General features: G+C 41.6%; 18 protein-coding genes. 14 read left to right on the plus strand and 4 right to left on the minus strand.

Annotated elements, in window-relative coordinates; genetic code table 11:
• Positions 1 to 50 precede the first annotated feature (50 nt).
• Complete coding sequence (locus CHI10_RS14040) at positions 51 to 851, minus strand: NAD kinase (protein WP_095244868.1); 801 nt, start codon at positions 849 to 851, stop codon at positions 51 to 53.
• Positions 852 to 1,065: 214 nt separating this feature from the next.
• Between CHI10_RS14040 and sppA the strand changes: the two genes are divergently transcribed.
• The 9 genes from sppA to CHI10_RS14085 all read left to right on the plus strand — a co-directional run bounded on the left by sppA (position 1,066) and on the right by CHI10_RS14085 (position 8,685).
• Positions 1,066 to 2,076 (plus strand): signal peptide peptidase SppA, encoded by a 1,011-nt coding sequence (gene sppA / locus CHI10_RS14045; protein ID WP_095244869.1) that lies wholly within the window; start codon positions 1,066 to 1,068, stop codon positions 2,074 to 2,076.
• Between the two features lie 15 nt (positions 2,077 to 2,091).
• Positions 2,092 to 2,676 carry an RDD family protein gene (locus CHI10_RS14050; RefSeq protein WP_095244870.1) on the plus strand — a complete coding sequence of 195 codons (585 nt, stop codon included), beginning with the start codon at positions 2,092 to 2,094 and terminating at the stop codon, positions 2,674 to 2,676.
• 87 nt (positions 2,677 to 2,763) lie between these two features.
• Entirely contained in the window at positions 2,764 to 3,459 is a 696-nt protein-coding gene (locus CHI10_RS14055) for a DUF2953 domain-containing protein (protein WP_095244871.1), read from the plus strand.
• A 17-nt stretch (positions 3,460 to 3,476) separates the two neighbouring features.
• The gene (gene ytfJ, locus CHI10_RS14060) at positions 3,477 to 3,941 is read left to right on the plus strand and encodes a GerW family sporulation protein (RefSeq protein WP_095244872.1); all 465 of its coding nucleotides are present in this window, start codon (positions 3,477 to 3,479) and stop codon (positions 3,939 to 3,941) included.
• A gap of 130 nt (positions 3,942 to 4,071) precedes the next feature.
• The gene (tpx, locus tag CHI10_RS14065) at positions 4,072 to 4,572 is read left to right on the plus strand and encodes a thiol peroxidase (RefSeq protein WP_095244873.1); all 501 of its coding nucleotides are present in this window, start codon (positions 4,072 to 4,074) and stop codon (positions 4,570 to 4,572) included.
• Positions 4,573 to 4,698: 126 nt separating this feature from the next.
• Positions 4,699 to 5,682, plus strand: coding sequence for a class I SAM-dependent methyltransferase (locus tag CHI10_RS14070; protein ID WP_095244874.1), 984 nt, complete (start codon positions 4,699 to 4,701; stop codon positions 5,680 to 5,682).
• A 289-nt stretch (positions 5,683 to 5,971) separates the two neighbouring features.
• Positions 5,972 to 7,159, plus strand: coding sequence for an acetate kinase (locus tag CHI10_RS14075; RefSeq protein ID WP_095244875.1), 1,188 nt, complete (start codon positions 5,972 to 5,974; stop codon positions 7,157 to 7,159).
• A gap of 132 nt (positions 7,160 to 7,291) precedes the next feature.
• Positions 7,292 to 8,131 (plus strand): EcsC family protein, encoded by an 840-nt coding sequence (locus CHI10_RS14080; protein ID WP_095244876.1) that lies wholly within the window; start codon positions 7,292 to 7,294, stop codon positions 8,129 to 8,131.
• A gap of 41 nt (positions 8,132 to 8,172) precedes the next feature.
• The gene (locus CHI10_RS14085; protein WP_095244877.1) at positions 8,173 to 8,685 is read left to right on the plus strand and encodes a MogA/MoaB family molybdenum cofactor biosynthesis protein; all 513 of its coding nucleotides are present in this window, start codon (positions 8,173 to 8,175) and stop codon (positions 8,683 to 8,685) included.
• 36 nt (positions 8,686 to 8,721) lie between these two features.
• On the opposite strand, the gene CHI10_RS14090 is transcribed toward CHI10_RS14085, so the two are convergent.
• Positions 8,722 to 9,036: a hypothetical protein gene (locus tag CHI10_RS14090; protein WP_095244878.1), complete on the minus strand. Its 315-nt coding sequence runs from the start codon at positions 9,034 to 9,036 to the stop codon at positions 8,722 to 8,724.
• A gap of 241 nt (positions 9,037 to 9,277) precedes the next feature.
• On the opposite strand from CHI10_RS14090, the gene pbp4b reads away from it, so the two are divergent.
• From pbp4b to argH, 3 genes are all read left to right on the plus strand, one after another.
• On the plus strand, positions 9,278 to 10,666 hold the full coding sequence (gene pbp4b, locus CHI10_RS14095; RefSeq protein WP_095244879.1) for a penicillin binding protein PBP4B: 1,389 nt from the start codon (positions 9,278 to 9,280) through the stop codon (positions 10,664 to 10,666).
• Between the two features lie 192 nt (positions 10,667 to 10,858).
• Complete coding sequence (locus CHI10_RS14100) at positions 10,859 to 12,067, plus strand: argininosuccinate synthase (RefSeq protein ID WP_095244880.1); 1,209 nt, start codon at positions 10,859 to 10,861, stop codon at positions 12,065 to 12,067.
• Complete coding sequence (gene argH, locus CHI10_RS14105) at positions 12,064 to 13,458, plus strand: argininosuccinate lyase (protein ID WP_095244881.1); 1,395 nt, start codon at positions 12,064 to 12,066, stop codon at positions 13,456 to 13,458. The genes CHI10_RS14100 and argH overlap by 4 nt, the downstream gene beginning before the upstream one ends.
• Positions 13,459 to 13,496: 38 nt before the next feature.
• Here the strand turns inward: argH and CHI10_RS14110 are convergent, their stop codons facing one another.
• Positions 13,497 to 13,949, minus strand: a complete 453-nt coding sequence (locus tag CHI10_RS14110; protein ID WP_095244882.1) for a universal stress protein — start codon at positions 13,947 to 13,949, stop codon at positions 13,497 to 13,499.
• A 111-nt stretch (positions 13,950 to 14,060) separates the two neighbouring features.
• On the opposite strand from CHI10_RS14110, the gene CHI10_RS22395 reads away from it, so the two are divergent.
• Together CHI10_RS22395 and ald are read left to right on the plus strand one after the other, a co-directional pair.
• Complete coding sequence (locus CHI10_RS22395) at positions 14,061 to 14,228, plus strand: hypothetical protein (RefSeq protein WP_169799749.1); 168 nt, start codon at positions 14,061 to 14,063, stop codon at positions 14,226 to 14,228.
• A 144-nt stretch (positions 14,229 to 14,372) separates the two neighbouring features.
• A complete protein-coding gene (ald, locus tag CHI10_RS14115; protein ID WP_095244883.1) occupies positions 14,373 to 15,494 on the plus strand; it encodes an alanine dehydrogenase in 1,122 nt (373 codons plus the stop codon).
• An 80-nt stretch (positions 15,495 to 15,574) separates the two neighbouring features.
• Here ald and CHI10_RS14120 read toward each other — a convergent pair whose 3' ends face one another.
• Positions 15,575 to 16,672 carry a M24 family metallopeptidase gene (locus CHI10_RS14120; RefSeq protein ID WP_095244884.1) on the minus strand — a complete coding sequence of 366 codons (1,098 nt, stop codon included), beginning with the start codon at positions 16,670 to 16,672 and terminating at the stop codon, positions 15,575 to 15,577.
• Positions 16,673 to 16,749: the final 77 nt, after the last annotated feature.

The following is a 16,749-nucleotide window of genomic DNA, read 5'->3' on the forward strand; positions in this document are numbered from 1 at the left end:
AACTCAGTAAATTTAATATAAATAGCAAAAAACTTTGCGAAAACAGCCTTTTATAAAAATGTCCTCTTCACTTTTTCCCAGTAGGAATTGTCTTTCAGTTTTACGGTTTTGATGATTTTGCTGCTCAGTTTTATATCAATTTTTTCGACATGCTGAATGCTTAGGGCTTCATTGTCCATTCCCATTGTAGGATGGTCATTGCCATCTTGAACCACTTTGAGGGTCAGCTGCCGGTCTCCGCTCAGAATAAAGGAGGATCCAAGTGTACGATAGCGGTTGTTATTCAGTGAAGCTAGTTCGCTCACCTGCATGCATGGCAGCAGCGGGTCAACAACTGCTCCGTTTACTGACTTATTATAAGCTGTGCTTCCTGTTGGAGTGGCAACAATCATTCCGTCCCCGCGGAACGTTTCAAAATGTAAATCATCGATAAAGACATCGATTACAAATGTTTTAATTATGGCAGAGCGGATGCTGAATTCATTTAAGCACTGAAAGGATGTCTGGTCATCAACTGTAACATCAATAGTTGGATAGCGCCTTACCTCTACTTGTTCATTTGTCATTGCCTCCACCATCTTGTCTGTATCATCAAGATGGAAATCACAGTACAGGCTAAGGCTTCCGGTCGTCGAAATTCCGGCATACAGACAGTCATCTCTATAGCCGGTTTTCCGGACAGCCTGCAAAAACGTACCGTCTCCCCCTATGCTTACAATGATATTGGCTTTTTTGAAGTCATTGACAATCGTAAAGGCATGCTCCTCAGCCAGGCTGTAAAGAGGAGCTACTTTTCCCATCGTTTCTTCATCTTTTTTGTGATAGAAGTATATATTGCGTCTTTCAGGCATATTCATTCCTCCAAGCAGTAAGAAAGTCTTTCCCAAATAATTCAAATTTTGCTATGATTATGGTTGTTGAATTCAGTTTACCTTTTTTTGAAACATTTTTAAAGTTTTATACGTATGAAGAATATGTGACAAACAGGTTTTCTGGGAATCATAATCAGTCTAACAAGGCGGCTGATTATGTTAGAAGAGGGCATTTTAAAAGGAGGATTTCTTAATGAATGGAAAACGTTGGGCTGCACTGGGAATAGCAGCAGGATTGTTTGTATTTTCCGTTGTGCTGAATTTTGTGACTGCATTTGCATTTACAGATATTGAAAGCTCGGTAAATGAACTATTTGCAGGAGGCAATGAAGCATTTTTGGAAGAAGTCATTGAAGAGGGCAATGCACAGAAAAAGATTGCTGTGCTGGACGTAAATGGAGTGATCCAGGATACGGGTGATGCAGCTTCTTTGTTTGCAAGTCCGGGTTATAATCACAAAGCATTCATGGATAATCTTGATTATGTAAAAGAAGACAGTACAGTAAAGGCGATTGTCATAAAGGTTAATTCCCCAGGCGGAGGGGTAGTGGAAAGCGCCGAAATACATGATAAGATTACTGAAATCCAAAAAGAAACAAAGAAGCCGGTATACATATCGATGGGATCAATGGCTGCCTCAGGGGGCTACTATATATCCGCTCCTGCTGACAAGATTTTTGCCAGTCCCGAAACATTGACCGGTTCGCTGGGTGTTATTATGCAGGGCTATAATTATGCGGGGCTTGCTGAAAAATATGGTGTGGAGTTTGTTACGATTAAGAGCGGTCCATATAAAGATATCATGAGCCCTACCAGGGAGATGACGGATGAGGAAAGAAAGATCCTTCAATCCATGATTAATAATTCCTATCAGGGATTTGTTAAAGTTATTTCGGAAGGCCGGGGATTAACCGAGGCACAAGTGAAGGAAATTGCGGACGGCCGCATTTATGACGGGCGTCAGGCGAAGGAACTGAATCTGATTGACGGTTTTGGCTATGACGATGATGTCATTGAACAGTTGAAGAAAGACCATAAATTAAATGGTGCCCAGGTTGTAAAATATACTGAGAATTTCGGGTTCGGCTCCATGTTCAGCATGGGAGCGCGAAAAATCATGGGTGATGACCTGGAAATGGCAGGCGTGATGAAGTTGTTATCACAGCCAAACTCACCGCGTTTAATGTATCTTTATGCTGAATAGGGAGGGGGAGAAAAGATGACTTCAAATGATCCTAATGAAAGAGAGCTTCCTCGTCCTGATTTAAGTAAGGATGAAGGCGAGATTGAGTCACCCATTGATGAAGCAGCTCCGTCTGGTAAGGAAACGGTCACACAAGCAGAAACCCTCCCCATTCAAAAAGCTTTATCACCACTCAGATTTGCTGGTTTTTGGATGAGATTTTGGGCTTATCTTTTAGATTTGGTTGTGGTTGGCAGTGTAGACCGGATATTGATCAATCCAATTTTTAGAGCATTGGATATTCCTTTGCATGAAAGCAGTTTGTTTGCTCCGATTTCCATAGCAACTGCCATTACGTTTTACGCCTATTTTGTGCTGATGACAAAGTTTTTTGGCCAGACGCTCGGGAAAATGGTATTTGGTTTAAAAGTAGTAGATCTTAAAGGGGAAAAGCTGACATGGGGCACAATTTTGTTCCGTGAATGGATCGGCCGTTTTATATCAGTGAGCATTTTTATCGGCTATATCATTGTAGCCTTCCTGCCTAAGAAACAGGGGCTGCATGATCTTTTTGCAGATACCTCTGTTGTTCACGAAGGGCAAAATGAACAAGTCATTTAATGGAGAAATAGAAGCCTGTCACCGCCTGGTGGCAGGTTTATTTTTGTTGAGTTGGGCATAATACAAAGCTGAAAGGGTGTGAAAAAAGTGAAGTGGCTCCTGATTGCCGTAATTGCCCTCATACTTCTTTTAATTCTAGTTATGATAACAAAACTAAAGATATATTTTCATTTTTACCATGGAAACGATAATGATCATTTGAAAATCCAATTGAAAGCCTGGTTCGGGCTGATCAGGTACAAAATAGAAGTTCCTCTAATAAAAGTAGACGATAATTCGCCAACTATCGTTGTTAAGGAAAAGACGGCGGCAGGACCACAGGAAAATGCTCCTGAAAAAGATACAAAGCAATACTCCGCAGGTGATCTTATTAATAGCTTGCATGATACAAAAGCAATGATAAATCATATCGTGTCTCTCCACAAAATAATACGTAAGTTTCTCAAGCGTGTGACAATCCGGAATCTTGAATGGCATACTTTTGCTGGCCTTGGGGATGCGGCCCATACGGGGATGATCACCGGGGCTCTCTGGGCGATAAAAGGGAGCATTATTGGATTAATAAGTCATTATATGAAACTGAAAACGCATCCCAGCATCAGCGTCACTCCCCATTTCCAATTTTCCGTCTCACAAACAGCCATTTCATGTATGATTCATTTTCGTCTCGGGCATGCTATGTTAGCAGGAATTAAACTGATCAAATATTGGAAGGGCGGACGGCCGGATTTCAGGACAAAGCCGCTTTCTGCCTTATCTGATGATGGTACTAAAACTGTCTAAAAGAGGAGGAGCAATGAATGTCTGACCATCCTATTCAAGGGCTTATGACAACTGCCATGGAAAACCTGAAAGAAATGATTGATGTTAACACAATAATAGGGGATCCAGTAGAAACCCCTGATGGCAGTGTAATTTTAACTGTTTCAAAGGTTGGCTTTGGCTTTGCAGCAGGAGGAAGCGAATTTATGCTTGATGGACAATCAGGCGAGGAAAAGGGCCACCCGTTTGGAGGGGGGAGCGGAGGCGGTGTCTCCATCACTCCAATCGCCTTTTTGATTGTCAATTCTCACGGGGTAAAAATGGTCCATCTTGATGAAAGCACTCATTTGTATGAGAAAATTCTTGACCTTGCCCCGCAGGCAGTCGATAAAATTCAGCAGATGTTTAATAAGAAAGACGGTGGCTCCGGCAGCCAGCAAGGCCAGAACCAGCAGGAAAACAGTGATGAGTACAACGGACATAAGCAGGATCTGGATATCTAAGAGGAGAAGGAAGTTAACTGTCCTATGGAGAGTTAACTTTTTTCTTGGAATGCATCCTTAATAATTGCAAAAAAGATTCTGAAAAGATATGATTTACACTGTACATAAGTGATTAAGGAGGACGATTTAAATGGCATCTATTACGTTCAAAGGAAATCCTGTAACATTACTGGGCAATGAAGTTAAAGCAGGGGATAAAGCTCCTGAATTCAAGGTGCTGGCAAATGACCTTTCTGAAGTTACACTTGCTGATTCAAAAGGGCAAGTACGTCTTATAAGTGTAGTGCCTTCTATCGACACGGGCGTCTGTGATGCACAGACACGCCGTTTTAATGAAGAAGCTTCCAAGCTTGATAATGTAAAAATTCTTACTGTAAGCGTAGATCTTCCGTTTGCTCAAAAGCGCTGGTGTGCAGCAGCAGGCATTGAAAATGTTCAAACTGTTTCTGATCACCGCGACCTGTCTTTCGGAGAAGCTTATGGGGTAGGCATCCAGGAACTTCGCCTATTGGCCCGTGCCGTTTTTGTTGTCGATTCGAATGACACTGTAACATATGCGGAATATGTCAGTGAAGCAACAGATCATCCAAACTATGAAGCAGCAGTGGAAGCAGCTAAACAAGCGAAATAATATAGAAAATTGGAAGCTCCGGATTCGTTCCGGAGCTTTAATTTTTTTATTCCTCAGCACGAAACTTGTGAATGAACCAAAAGCCCGTTAAAATAGGAAAAAGAATAAGGACGGGAGGAATATGCTGTGAAAATAACTCCGGTTGAGGATTTATTTACGATTTTAAACGAAACGGCTGTAATTATGCAGGAAGAACTGCATTGTACATACTTAGAAGCTCTTGCTGAAACAGGAGAGAATTTATTTCATGAAAGTATTCTTCAGGATGAGCTCAGTGAATTAACAGTTAAAAGGCTCAGGAAGAGTTATGAATCCATTGACTTAAGCAGCTGCACAAAAGAAGAAATCAGAAAGTCCTTTCAGCTTGCAATATTAAAAGGCATGAAGGAAAATGTGCAGCCCAATCATCAGATGACTCCTGATGCAGTAGGAATGCTGATGGGGTATCTTGTGGAAAAGTTCATTAAGGATAAAAGCTGCCGCCTGCTTGATCCTGCTGTAGGAACAGGAAATTTATTGACCACTGTTATGAATCACCAAAGCGGTAAAGTAATTGAGGCAACTGGGATTGAGATTGATGACTTATTGATCAAGCTTGCTTATATAAATGCCAATTTACAGGAGCACGCCATTCAATTCTTCAACCAGGATAGTCTCGAACCGCTGTTTATCGAATCCGCTGATGCCGTAGTAAGTGATCTGCCTGTCGGGTATTATCCGAATGATATCCGTTCGGCCGAGTATAAGCTAAAAGCGGATGAGGGGCATTCCTATTCTCATCACTTATTTATTGAGCAGAGCATGAACCATGTGAGATCTGGAGGCTATTTATTTTTTATCATTCCAAATGGAATGTTCGAAAGTGATCAGGCTCCTAAGCTTCATGAGTTCATCAAGGAAAATGCCTACATTCAAGGATTGATACAGCTGCCGCTCACTATGTTCAAAAATGAAAAAGCGGCAAAAAGCATATTCATCCTTCAGAAGAAAGGGGAAGGAGTCACTCCCCCTAAGCAGGCGCTCCTGGTCAACTTGCCAAGCTTGTCCAAAACAGCAGAAGCAGAAAAAATCCTCAAGAAAATTGATGTCTGGTTTAAAGAAAGTAAATAAGGATAAACGAAAAAGAAGCTGTGTATTTGCCGGCTTCTTTTTAAATGAATAAATATAAGGAAGTATCTGAAAATATTTAATTTAACATGAAAACGATATCATTGCAAGGTGATTCTTGAAATGTTTTGCATACAGTGTTTAAATGGAAAATTGAGAGATATTAATTGTGGCCGATGCACAAAATAAAGTTGTATGACTTTATATCGCCGTATCACACATTGTTATATAAAAGTATTGGTTTAAAGTGACAGATCAGTCCCTTTGAACATTCTAAAGGAGCGGTAGCTTTATGGCAAAAATCATTGCAATTAACGCCGGCAGTTCATCATTAAAGTTTCAATTATTTGACATGCCGAGTGAAGAAGTTATTACAAAAGGCTTAATCGAGCGTATTGGGCTGGATAACGCAGTCTTCAATATTTCGGTAAATGGCGAAAAAATCAAGGAAGTAACAGATATTCCAGATCATGCAATAGCAGTTAAAATCCTTCTGGATAAATTAACAACTCTGGGGATCATTAAATCTCTTGATGAAATCGAAGGCATTGGACATCGTGTTGTTCACGGCGGTGAAGCTTTCAATGATTCAGTTGTTATTACGGACGAAGTGCTTGCAAAAATTGATGAACTATCTGAGCTTGCACCTCTTCACAACCCGGCTAATATTACAGGAATCAAGGCGTTCCAGCAGGTTCTTCCAAATGTCCCTGCAGTGGCAGTATTCGATACTGCGTTCCATCAGACGATGCCTGAAAGCTCTTTCCTATATAGTTTGCCATATGAGTATTATGAGAAATATGGCATTCGCAAGTATGGCTTCCATGGAACTTCCCATAAGTATGTTTCTGAGCGTGCAGCAGAAATGCTTGGACGTCCGCTTGATCAGCTTCGCCTCATCTCCTGTCACTTAGGAAATGGAGCAAGCATTACAGCTATTGAAGGTGGAAAGTCAATCGATACTTCAATGGGATTCACTCCATTAGCGGGTGTTACAATGGGTACGCGATCAGGAAATCTGGACCCTGCTCTTATTCCATTCATTATGGAAAAGACAGGCTTGAACGCAGATGAAGTTCTTGATGTCCTTAATAAAAAGAGCGGTATGCTAGGTGTTTCCGGCTTCTCGAGCGATCTTCGCGACATTGAAATTCAAGCTGTTGAAGGAAATGAAAGAGCAGAATTGGCTCTTGAAGTATTTGCAAATAGAATCCATAAATATATCGGATCCTATGCATCCCGCATGTATGGCGTAGATGCTATCATTTTTACAGCCGGAATCGGTGAAAACAGTGATGTCATCCGTGAACGTGTTCTTCAGGGACTGGAATTCATGGGCGTATACTGGGATCCTGCATTAAACAAAGTGCGCGGTGAAGAAGCATTCATCAACTACCCTCATTCACCAGTTAAAGTCATGATTATCCCGACAAATGAGGAAGTTATGATCGCGCGTGATGTTGTGAGATTGGCAAAATAGTATTGATAACAAGGCAAGGGCTTAGCGCTCTTGTCTTTTTTTATTTGATTATTGCCCATCAGCCGGAAGGAGAATTTCCCATCCAACTTATGCTATACTGAGTCCAAGAAAAATGTTTTGGGAGGAATTGCGATGCCATTGAACGAACGGGAAGAAAGTGTTTTGGCCGGAATTCAGGAGTGGGAGAACAAGCTGCTGAATTATGAGCCCAATGACTTGGAGATGGTTTATGATAAATCATTGGAAAGGTCTTTTTCACTATTGCCTGAAGAAGTTCAGCAGCAATTTTTTTCAGCAATGGATAGCTGGCTGTTTCATCTGCATGCGCTTATTCAGGGTTCACAGCTTCAAATGGATGCGAAAGAGCGTATATTGACGGCAGGCCGTGTTTTTCATTCTGATATAGAGACGATTGAAGATCTGAAGCAATTGAATATCGACCAGCTTCAATACATAGCTCAACAGCAGATTGCCCGTCATCGTCTTTATTCGTTTGCACAGGGCGGTATTGCGGGTTCGGGCAGCTCACTCATGCTGGGTGCTGATATTCCCGCTATGGCGGTTATTAATCTGCGTGCCGTACAGCTGATTGCCATGACCTATGGCTTTGAAGTCAATACTCCATTCGAAATGATGAGTTCTCTTAAGGTTTTTCACGCTGCCACATTGCCGCCCAGGATGCAGAGCAGTGCATGGGAAGAATTAATGAACGAGCTGAAGAACCAGGAGGAATTTTATTTTTATGAAGGAAAAGAAGAGTTGACTGATATCAGCTGGATTGAGCAGCCGATGAAGCAGCTTCTTAAAGGAATGGCTATTTACTTTTTCCGGAGAAAATCAATTCAGGGAATTCCCTTTATCAGCATGGCCATTGGAGCAGGGACCAACTACCAGCTGACAAGAAAAGTAACAGAATTTGCCCATAAATATTATCAGATGAGATATCTGCAAAGAAAGAATGATCAGCAGTAAACTCAGGTTAACTATGATTTTCAAGCAAAGGTGGTGCCAATATGAGTACATTTGAGCATAAAAAGGAAGCGCCTAAAAAAGTCAGATGTAAAGTGATTACCGTAAGTGATACGAGAGATGAAGAAACGGATAAAAGCGGAAAGCTGATGATTCAGCTGCTCGAAGAGGCGGGACATATTATTGCCGACTATGAAATCGTCAAGGATGAAGGAACTCTAATTCGTGAGGCCGTATTAAAAGGCTGCGAAAATCCTGGCATTGACGCTATTCTAACAAATGGGGGCACAGGTATTGCTCTCCGGGACGTAACGATCGAGACGGTTAGAGAATTATTTGATAAAGAAATCGACGGATTCGGTGAATTGTTCAGGATGCTGAGCTACACTGAAGATATCGGGTCTGCGGCCATGCTTTCACGGGCTGCTGCAGGCACCGTGCAAAATAAAGCAGTTTTCTCAACACCGGGATCATCCGGGGCAGTCCGCCTGGCAATGAATAAGCTAATACTGCCTGAACTCGGGCATATCATCAGGGAACTAAGAAAAGATTTATAAAGGGCCAAAAACCTTTCCGCTGCGGAAAGGTTTTTCTTATGAATGCATCTTTCCTGTAATATCCTGATTCGTTCGATACCATAGCCACAAATCATTAATGACGGATGCGAGCTCTGAAATTTCACTGTTGAGTCTGCATGATCTTTCGAAATTGCCTTCATCCGAAAGCTCAGCCTGTTTCCTGTTAATATCCGCTTCAAGCTCTGCAATGCGGTCAGGAATCCTGCCTCTTATTTTTTCCCATTGAAACAGGATCATCTGCTGTGTTTTTGGTGAATATTCATCCCAATCCCGATCAAAGGCGGGTATAGGAATGCCAAGACGGCCATTATGCGAAAAATGCTCCTCCATTATGAATCCCCCAAACAATCATCTTGTTTTTATTTTACTATAAAGAAGTTTCCGGTGCATGGATGTTTTAGTATTCAATCGTTTTCTGCAGATACTACGATGGAACTAATATGAAGATAAATGAACTTGGTTCACAAGAACTGATTTAATAGAAAGGCTAAGGTATTGGTTTACAGCTTAAATGGATATCGAATAACATATTGACTATTAAGAATATTAAAATAAATAAGAGGAGGAGAATATGAAAAGATTTTTAGCGCAATTAACAGTTTTATGCCTAATGCTGGGTTTGGTTTTGCCTTACCCCGCTGCAGCCCTGGGAGAAGAATTGGACAGAACAGGAAGCAGCCCAGTAGAGCAAGTATCTAAACATAAAAAAGCTTTAGAATATCCAACCTTGTCAAAAGCAAAGCGCCCCGAGGATGCAGGCTTTTCTTCCAAAAAGCTCAAAGAGGTTGATAAGCTTATCGAGGAGGAAATCGAAAATGGTTTTCCAGGAGCTGCTTTAGTCGTTATTAAAGATGGCAAGATTGTTAAAAACTCTGCATATGGTTCAGCCAAAGTCTTTGATGAATCTGATCCTTTAAATCACCCGCAGAAAATGAAAACAAAAACCATGTTTGATTTAGCATCAAATACGAAAATGTTTGCCGTTAATTTTTCACTGCAGCATCTTGTGAGTGAAGGAAAGATCAATCTTGAAGAAAAAATTCAGCATTATTTTCCTGAATTTAAAGATTCAGCGGACGATGAGATAAAAGGGAAAGGTGAAATCCGGATCATCGACTTGCTTCATCATACAGCCGGGTTTCCTTCAAGCGTCCATTATCATAATCCTGAAAGGGCGGGAGAGTTGTATTCACAGGAACGCAGTAAAACACTTTCCATGATTTTAAAAACTCCCCTTCAGTATGAACCTGGCACCAAACAGGTTTACAGTGATATTGACTATATGCTGCTTGGATTTATTATTGAAAAAATTACTGGAGAGAGGCTGGACCGTTATACTGAGAATCATATCTATAAACCTTTAGGGTTAAAGCATACTTTATTTAATCCTCTCCGCAAGGGATTTAAAGAAAAGGATTTCGCTGCAACTGAACTGCACGGCAACACCAGGGATGGCGTCATTTCATTTCCTAATATACGCACCTATACTCTCCAGGGAGAGGTTCACGATGAGAAGTCCTTTTATTCAATGGATGGAATATCCGGGCATGCAGGTCTCTTTTCCACGACTTCAGATCTTGCTGTACTGATGCAGGTGATGCTTAATGATGGGGGCTATGGAAATATAAAGTTATTTGATAAACAAACAATTGATAAATTTGTAAAACCTTATGATATGAATCCTACATATGGGTTAGGGTGGCGTTTGAACGGAGATTCAAGTATGGAGTGGATGTTCAGCGAGTATGCCGGGAAAGAAGTATTTGGGCATACCGGCTGGACAGGAACAGTAACGGTGATAGACAGAGAAAATAATTTAGCAATCGCTCTCCTGACAAATAAAAAACATTCTCCTGTCATCGATCCATTAAAAGATCCGCACAAGTTTCAAGGTGACACATACAGTATTAGTCAATATGGAAGTGTAATTACAGCGGTTTATGAAGCATTAAAACATTAACCTATACTGCAGGCAAAAGCTGAATACAGGGCTTTTGCCTTTTTTTATTGGAATAATTGTATTTATTTTTATACATTTTTAAGAATAAGTATTGATTTTTAAATAAAAGGTTGTTAAAGTAAGAGAATAATAAATGAATAAAAATATAATTACATTGTATATTTATACGTATAATCTAAGGAGGAAAAATAAATGTCACAAAATAAAGTTGTTCTTGCATACTCAGGCGGTCTGGATACATCAGTTGCGGTTAAATGGCTGCAGGATCAAGGTTATGCTGTTGTTGCATGCTGCCTTGACGTTGGAGAAGGAAAAGATCTGAACTTTATCCAGAAAAAAGCTTTAACTGTTGGAGCAGTCCAATCCTATGTGATTGATGCAAAAGAGGAATTTGCTAATGAATATGCATTAATTGCGCTTCAGGCACATGCTTTATATGAAAACAAGTATCCATTGATTTCTGCACTTTCACGCCCTCTGATCGCCAAAAAGCTTGTTGAAGTAGCAGAAAAAGAAGGTGCAGTAGCAGTAGCGCATGGATGTACCGGCAAAGGAAATGACCAGGTTCGATTTGAAGTGGCAATTCAGGCTTTAAATCCTGATCTTCAGGTTTTAGCTCCGGTTCGTGAATGGAGCTGGTCACGTGAGGAAGAAATTGAATATGCAAAACAAAACAATATACCTATCCCAATTAACCTGGATTCTCCATACAGCATTGATCAAAACTTATGGGGCAGAAGCAATGAGTGCGGAGTTCTGGAAGATCCATGGGCTGCTCCTCCGGAAGATGCATACGATCTTACCGTGTCTCTTGAAAAAGCTCCTGATACATCTGATACGGTTGAAATCGGTTTTGAAAAGGGTGTGCCAGTCAGCTTGAATGGCAATAGTATGAAACTTTCCGAGCTTATTGCCGAACTGAATGAGATTTCAGGCAAGCATGGGGTGGGGCGCATCGACCATGTGGAAAATCGCCTTGTCGGCATCAAATCACGTGAAGTTTACGAGTGTCCGGGAGCGATGACGCTTCTTAAAGCACATAAAGAGCTTGAGGACTTAACGATGGTAAAAGAAATGGCCCACTTTAAACCGGTTATTGAGAAAAAAGTGGCTGAGCTTATATATGAAGGATTGTGGTTCTCCCAGCTTAACAATGCGTTAACGGCTTTCCTGAAAGAAACACAAACATTTGTAACAGGAACAGTCAGAGTAAAGCTCTTTAAAGGCCATGCAATTGTTGAAGGAAGAAAATCTCCTTTTTCCCTATACGACGAAAAGTTAGCAACCTATACTTCAGATGATGAATTTGACCATAATGCGGCTGTTGGCTTTATTAAGCTATGGGGGCTGCCGACAAAAGTGCAGAGCATTGTTCAAAACAGCAAGAAGGTGACAGTGTGAAAAAGCTATGGGGAGGCAGATTTACAAAATCTGCTGAAGAATGGGTAGATGAATTCGGAGCATCGATTTCGTTTGACCAGGAATTGGTTATGGAAGATATCCAAGGAAGCATGGCCCACGTTTCCATGCTTTCTAAAACAGGAATTATTACTGAGAAAGAAGCAGAAAAAATCAAAACAGGCCTTCAGCAGCTAAAAGAAAAAGCTGCCAGGGATGAGCTGGATTACTCAGTAAAGCTTGAAGATATTCATTTAAATCTCGAGAGCCATTTGACTGAACTGACGGGACCTGTCGGCGGCAAACTTCATACAGCAAGAAGCAGAAATGACCAGGTGGCAACAGACATGCATTTATATCTGCCCAAGCAGGTGGAGCAGATTGTTTTATTGATTCAGGAAATGCAGGAGGAGTTAATCATCCAGGCTGAAAATAATGTGGAAACCATCATGCCGGGCTATACGCATCTGCAGCGTGCACAGCCGATCTCTTTCGGCCACCATCTGATGGCATATTTCTGGATGCTTGAGAGAGACAAAGAGCGCTTTACTGAAAGTTTAAAGAGAATTAACGTATCACCTCTTGGGGCTGGGGCGCTGGCTGGCACAACTTTCCCGATTGACCGTGAGTATACGGCTGAGCTTCTCGGATTTGAAGGCATTTATGAGAACAGCCTGGATGCTGTCAGCGACAGAGACTTTATTTTGGAGTTCCTGTCTTCAAGCTCCATCCTGATGATGCATCTATCACGTTTAAGTGAAGAATTCATCCTTTGGTCAAGCCAGGAATTTCAATTCATTGAACTCGATGACAGCTTTGCAACAGGCTCAAGCATCATGCCGCAGAAGAAGAACCCCGACATGGCGGAGCTCATACGCGGTAAAACGGGACGTGTCTACGGAAACCTCATGGGTCTCTTGACGGTATTGAAAGGTCTTCCCCTTGCCTATAACAAAGATATGCAGGAAGATAAGGAAGGGATGTTTGATACTGTAAAGACAGTCACAGGTTCACTTAAAATCTTTGCGGGGATGATCCGCACTATGAAGGTTAAAACCGGGCAGATGGAAAAAGCGACTAAAAATGATTTTTCCAATGCTACTGAACTGGCGGATTATCTCTCTGATAAAGGCATTCCATTCAGAGAAGCACATGAGATTGTTGGGAAACTGGTCCTTGTCTGTGTTCAAAAGGGATGCTTCCTTGGAGATTTACCGCTAAATGATTTCAAGGACGCTCATACATTGTTCGAAGAAGATATTTATGAAGTACTGGATCCATATACAGCTGTCAAAAGAAGAAATAGTGCAGGCGGAACAGGATTCAAACAAGTAAGCCTCGCGATTGAAAAAGCGAAGGAATACGTCAGCAGTAAAGAGTTTGCCAATAAATAATGAAAAAAATGGCGCTGCAGCATGCAGCGCCATTTTTTCTATTCTTCTTCTTTATCCGTTCTGACTACGAGGACATCACAGCGGGCATAGCGGGTAATATGTTCAGATACACTGCCGATGATGAAACGTTCAACCGCGTTCATGCCTGTTGCCCCGCAAATGATCAGGTCAACATTGTGCTTTTTGGCAATATCCTTTGGAACCTTCACTTTAGGAGAACCATAGTCAACTTCATATGTTACATTCTCGATGCCTGCATCCATAGCCGTTCTTTTGTATTTTTCCATTAATTCTGTTGCGAAACGGTCAGCTCTTTCGGCAATCGTGCGGTCATAGGCTTCAACAGTGGCAAACGTGCGGGTATCAATGATATGTGCCAATACCAGAGAAGCGTTATTGCGCTTGGCAATTTCAATTGCCTTTTTAAAAGCCCATTCTGCTTCAGTTGAACCATCTACAGCGACTAAAATATTTTTATACTTCATGCCCATTTGAATCTCCTCCTTTACCTATATTATACATCTATAAAAACTGAATATCTGTAACAGAAAATCGAACAATAGTAAGGCTGATAAAAATTTTATGAAAAGGAGCAGATGAAGATGGAAAAGAGAGAGCCAAAAGCAGAATCCGGATATTTTTTTGATGAGCAGGGTGCAAATGAGGTTAGCGCACAGATCATGAATGCGTATAACAGCGGTGTTATTGATCAGCCAAATGCCGAGTTTGACATGGAAGCTCACGAACGGAATGAAGGCAATCTGCAATAAGAAAAGCGAGCTCTCATAAATACATGAGGGCTTTTTATATGATTGTTTGGGAGGAGAAAAATAGGCAAAGGAATTGTATACTTTTCCCTAAAATAGCCATATAAAGTTAATAGCGGTATCACTAAAAATACGGAGGTGTGCAGAATGCGCATCGGAGTTCCTAAGGAAGTAAAAAACAATGAAAACAGGGTTGCCATGACTCCTGCCGGTATTATGAACCTTATCCAATTTGGCCATGAAGTCTATATGGAAACGGGTGCCGGGATCGGATCGGGCTTTTCTGACAGCGACTATATGAGTGCAGGCGCACATATTGTTCAGACAGCAGAAGAGGCATGGGCCATGGAAATGGTCATGAAGGTAAAGGAGCCGATACAGAGCGAATATGTGTATTTTCGGGAAGGGTTAATTCTCTTTACATATTTGCATTTGGCTGCTGAACCTGATTTGACTAATGCTTTAATAAATAAAAAGGTTGCAGGCATAGCCTATGAAACAGTCCAGCTTCCCAACCGGACTTTGCCTCTATTGACTCCAATGAGTGAAGTAGCGGGAAGGATGGCAGCTCAGGTAGGCGCACAGTTCCTTGAAAAAATACATGGCGGGAAAGGAATCCTCCTATCGGGTGTCCCGGGTGTACAGCGTGGGAAAGTTACAATAATCGGCGGCGGTGTAGCTGGGACTAATGCGGCAAAAATGGCAATTGGTCTTGGTGCCAAGGTGACTATGATCGATTTGAATCCAGATCGCCTTCGGCAGCTTGATGATATCTTTGGAAGAGAAGTAACAACTTTAATCTCAAATCCTTATAATATCGCTGAAGCTGTTAAGGAGTCAGACCTCGTTATTGGAGCAGTACTGATTCCGGGTGCTAAAGCTCCTAAGCTTGTGACAGAGGAAATGATCAAAACGATGAGCCCGGGTTCTGTTATCGTGGATATTGCCATTGATCAGGGAGGGATTTTTGAAACAACTGATCGAATTACTACCCATGACCATCCAACATATGAAAAACATGGTGTCGTTCATTATGCGGTAGCTAATATGCCGGGGGCAGTTCCGAGAACATCAACTATGGCACTGACAAACGTGACGGTACCTTATGCAGTTCAAATAGCAAATAAAGGCTATAAACAGGCTTGCCTGGATAATGAAGCTTTATTAAAGGGAATCAATACATTAAATGGCTACGTGACATACAAGGCTGTAGCTGAGGCCCATAGCCTTGACTATTCAGATGCGAGAACTCAATTGGAGCAGCAATAGGAAAAGCTTAAGGCCCAGAAATTATATAAAAAATCCGGAGCTTGCTAGCCCCGGATTTTCTGCCTGAATTGTTCGACTCTCTATTTTATAATTTGAAGTTCTTTCGGGAATCTGGTTAAAATTTCTACTCCGTCTGCTGTTACAGCAAGGTCATCTTCAATCCTCACTCCGGCCACACCTGGAACATAGATACCCGGTTCGATGGTGAAGACCATACCTTCTTCAAGCAAAAGCGGGTTTGTTTCTGTTAATGAAGGGTACTCATGCACGCTCACACCCAGCCCATGGCCTAATCGATGAGGGAAATAGTCGCCGTATCCGGCTTCTGCTATCAGATTTCTTGCTGTCAGGTCAATATCTGCGCAAGTGACTCCCGGCTTGCTCGCTTCCACCGCTGCAAGCTGAGCTTTTAAGACTGTATCATAAATTTCTTTCTGTTTATCATTGATATCACCGTAAGCTACAGTTCTTGTAATATCTGAGCAATAGCCATTCCAGACAACTCCGAGGTCAAACAGGACTAAATCCCCTTTTTGAATCTTCGTCATTCCTGGTGTGCCATGAGGTGAAGCTCCGTTAGCCCCAGTCAGAACCATGGTAGAAAAAGACATTTCATTAACGCCTTTTTTCTTTAACGCATATTCTACTGCAGCCAGAACATCCAGTTCCGTTTTTCCTTCCTGAATCTCTGCACAGCCTGTTTCAATCGCAAAATCAGCCAGTGCACATGCTTCGCGGAGGATTTCCAATTCTTTTTCATCCTTAACCATACGAAGCTGACGCAGCTTTGCTTCAGCCGAAACGAATGAAGCACCGCTGAACAGGCCGGAAATTGATTCATAGCGCTCCACATTCATATGCTCTTTTTCAATTGCTGTTTTATTTATTTTTCCAATTCTTTTATGTATGGATGTCTGGATAAATTCCCAAGGATTTTGAATATCGCTGTACCCAATAATTTCATGGCTCCAGCCGGCATTCTTGGCATCTTCTTTTTCCATAGCCGGACATACGAGGAATGGCTCCTCTTCCTGGAAAACAGCCAGTCCAAGCAAGCGCTCATGAGGGTCGCTTAAAAAGCCGCTTAAATAAAATACATTATCCGGTGATGTGACAAAAGTGACTTGTATATCATTTTCCTTCATCCACTGTGACAGTTTCTGCAATCTGTTATTCATAGTGAACCTCCTTATGTATTGATACTTTGAGAGTAGCAACTAAAATCGAAAAGCGCAAGCGCCTTGGTCACCCCCGA

The organism is Bacillus sp. 7894-2 (assembly GCF_002272225.1).
Classification (GTDB): Bacteria; Bacillota; Bacilli; order Bacillales; family Cytobacillaceae; genus Cytobacillus.